Annotated in this window: 1 protein-coding gene; it reads left to right on the top strand. The window is 64.3% G+C overall.

The features are described from left to right. Positions 1-490: TCP-1/cpn60 chaperonin family protein (locus BQ8794_RS36875; protein ID WP_280174627.1), on the top strand; the 490-nt coding region annotated here is incomplete at both ends.

The raw sequence follows: 490 nt of genomic DNA, 5'->3' as shown, positions 1-490 counted from the left end.
TCGGTGATCGCCGCAAGGCCATGCTGGAAGACATCGCCATTCTCACCGGTGGCCAGGTCATTTCCGAAGACCTCGGCATCAAGCTCGAGAATGTCGGCCTCAACATGCTCGGCCGCGCCAAGAAGGTGTCGATCTCCAAGGAGAACACCACCATCGTCGACGGCGCCGGCAAGAAGGCCGAGATCCAGGGCCGCGTCGCCCAGATCAAGCAGCAGATCGAGGAGACCACCTCGGACTACGACAAGGAGAAGCTGCAGGAACGTCTCGCCAAGCTGGCGGGCGGCGTTGCCGTCATCCGCGTCGGCGGTGCGACCGAGATCGAAGTCAAGGAAAAGAAGGACCGCGTCGATGACGCCCTCAACGCGACCCGTGCGGCCGTCGAAGAAGGCATCGTTCCCGGCGGCGGCGTCGCACTGCTGCGCGCTTCGCTGAGCATCAAGGCTGTCGGCGCCAACTCCGACCAGACCGCTGGCATCGCCATCGTGCGTCG

It is taken from the genome of Mesorhizobium prunaredense, from assembly GCF_900156895.1.
In the GTDB taxonomy this organism is placed as follows: Bacteria; Pseudomonadota; Alphaproteobacteria; order Rhizobiales; family Rhizobiaceae; genus Mesorhizobium; species Mesorhizobium prunaredense.
This window is presented reverse-complemented; position numbering and strand designations above follow the sequence as displayed.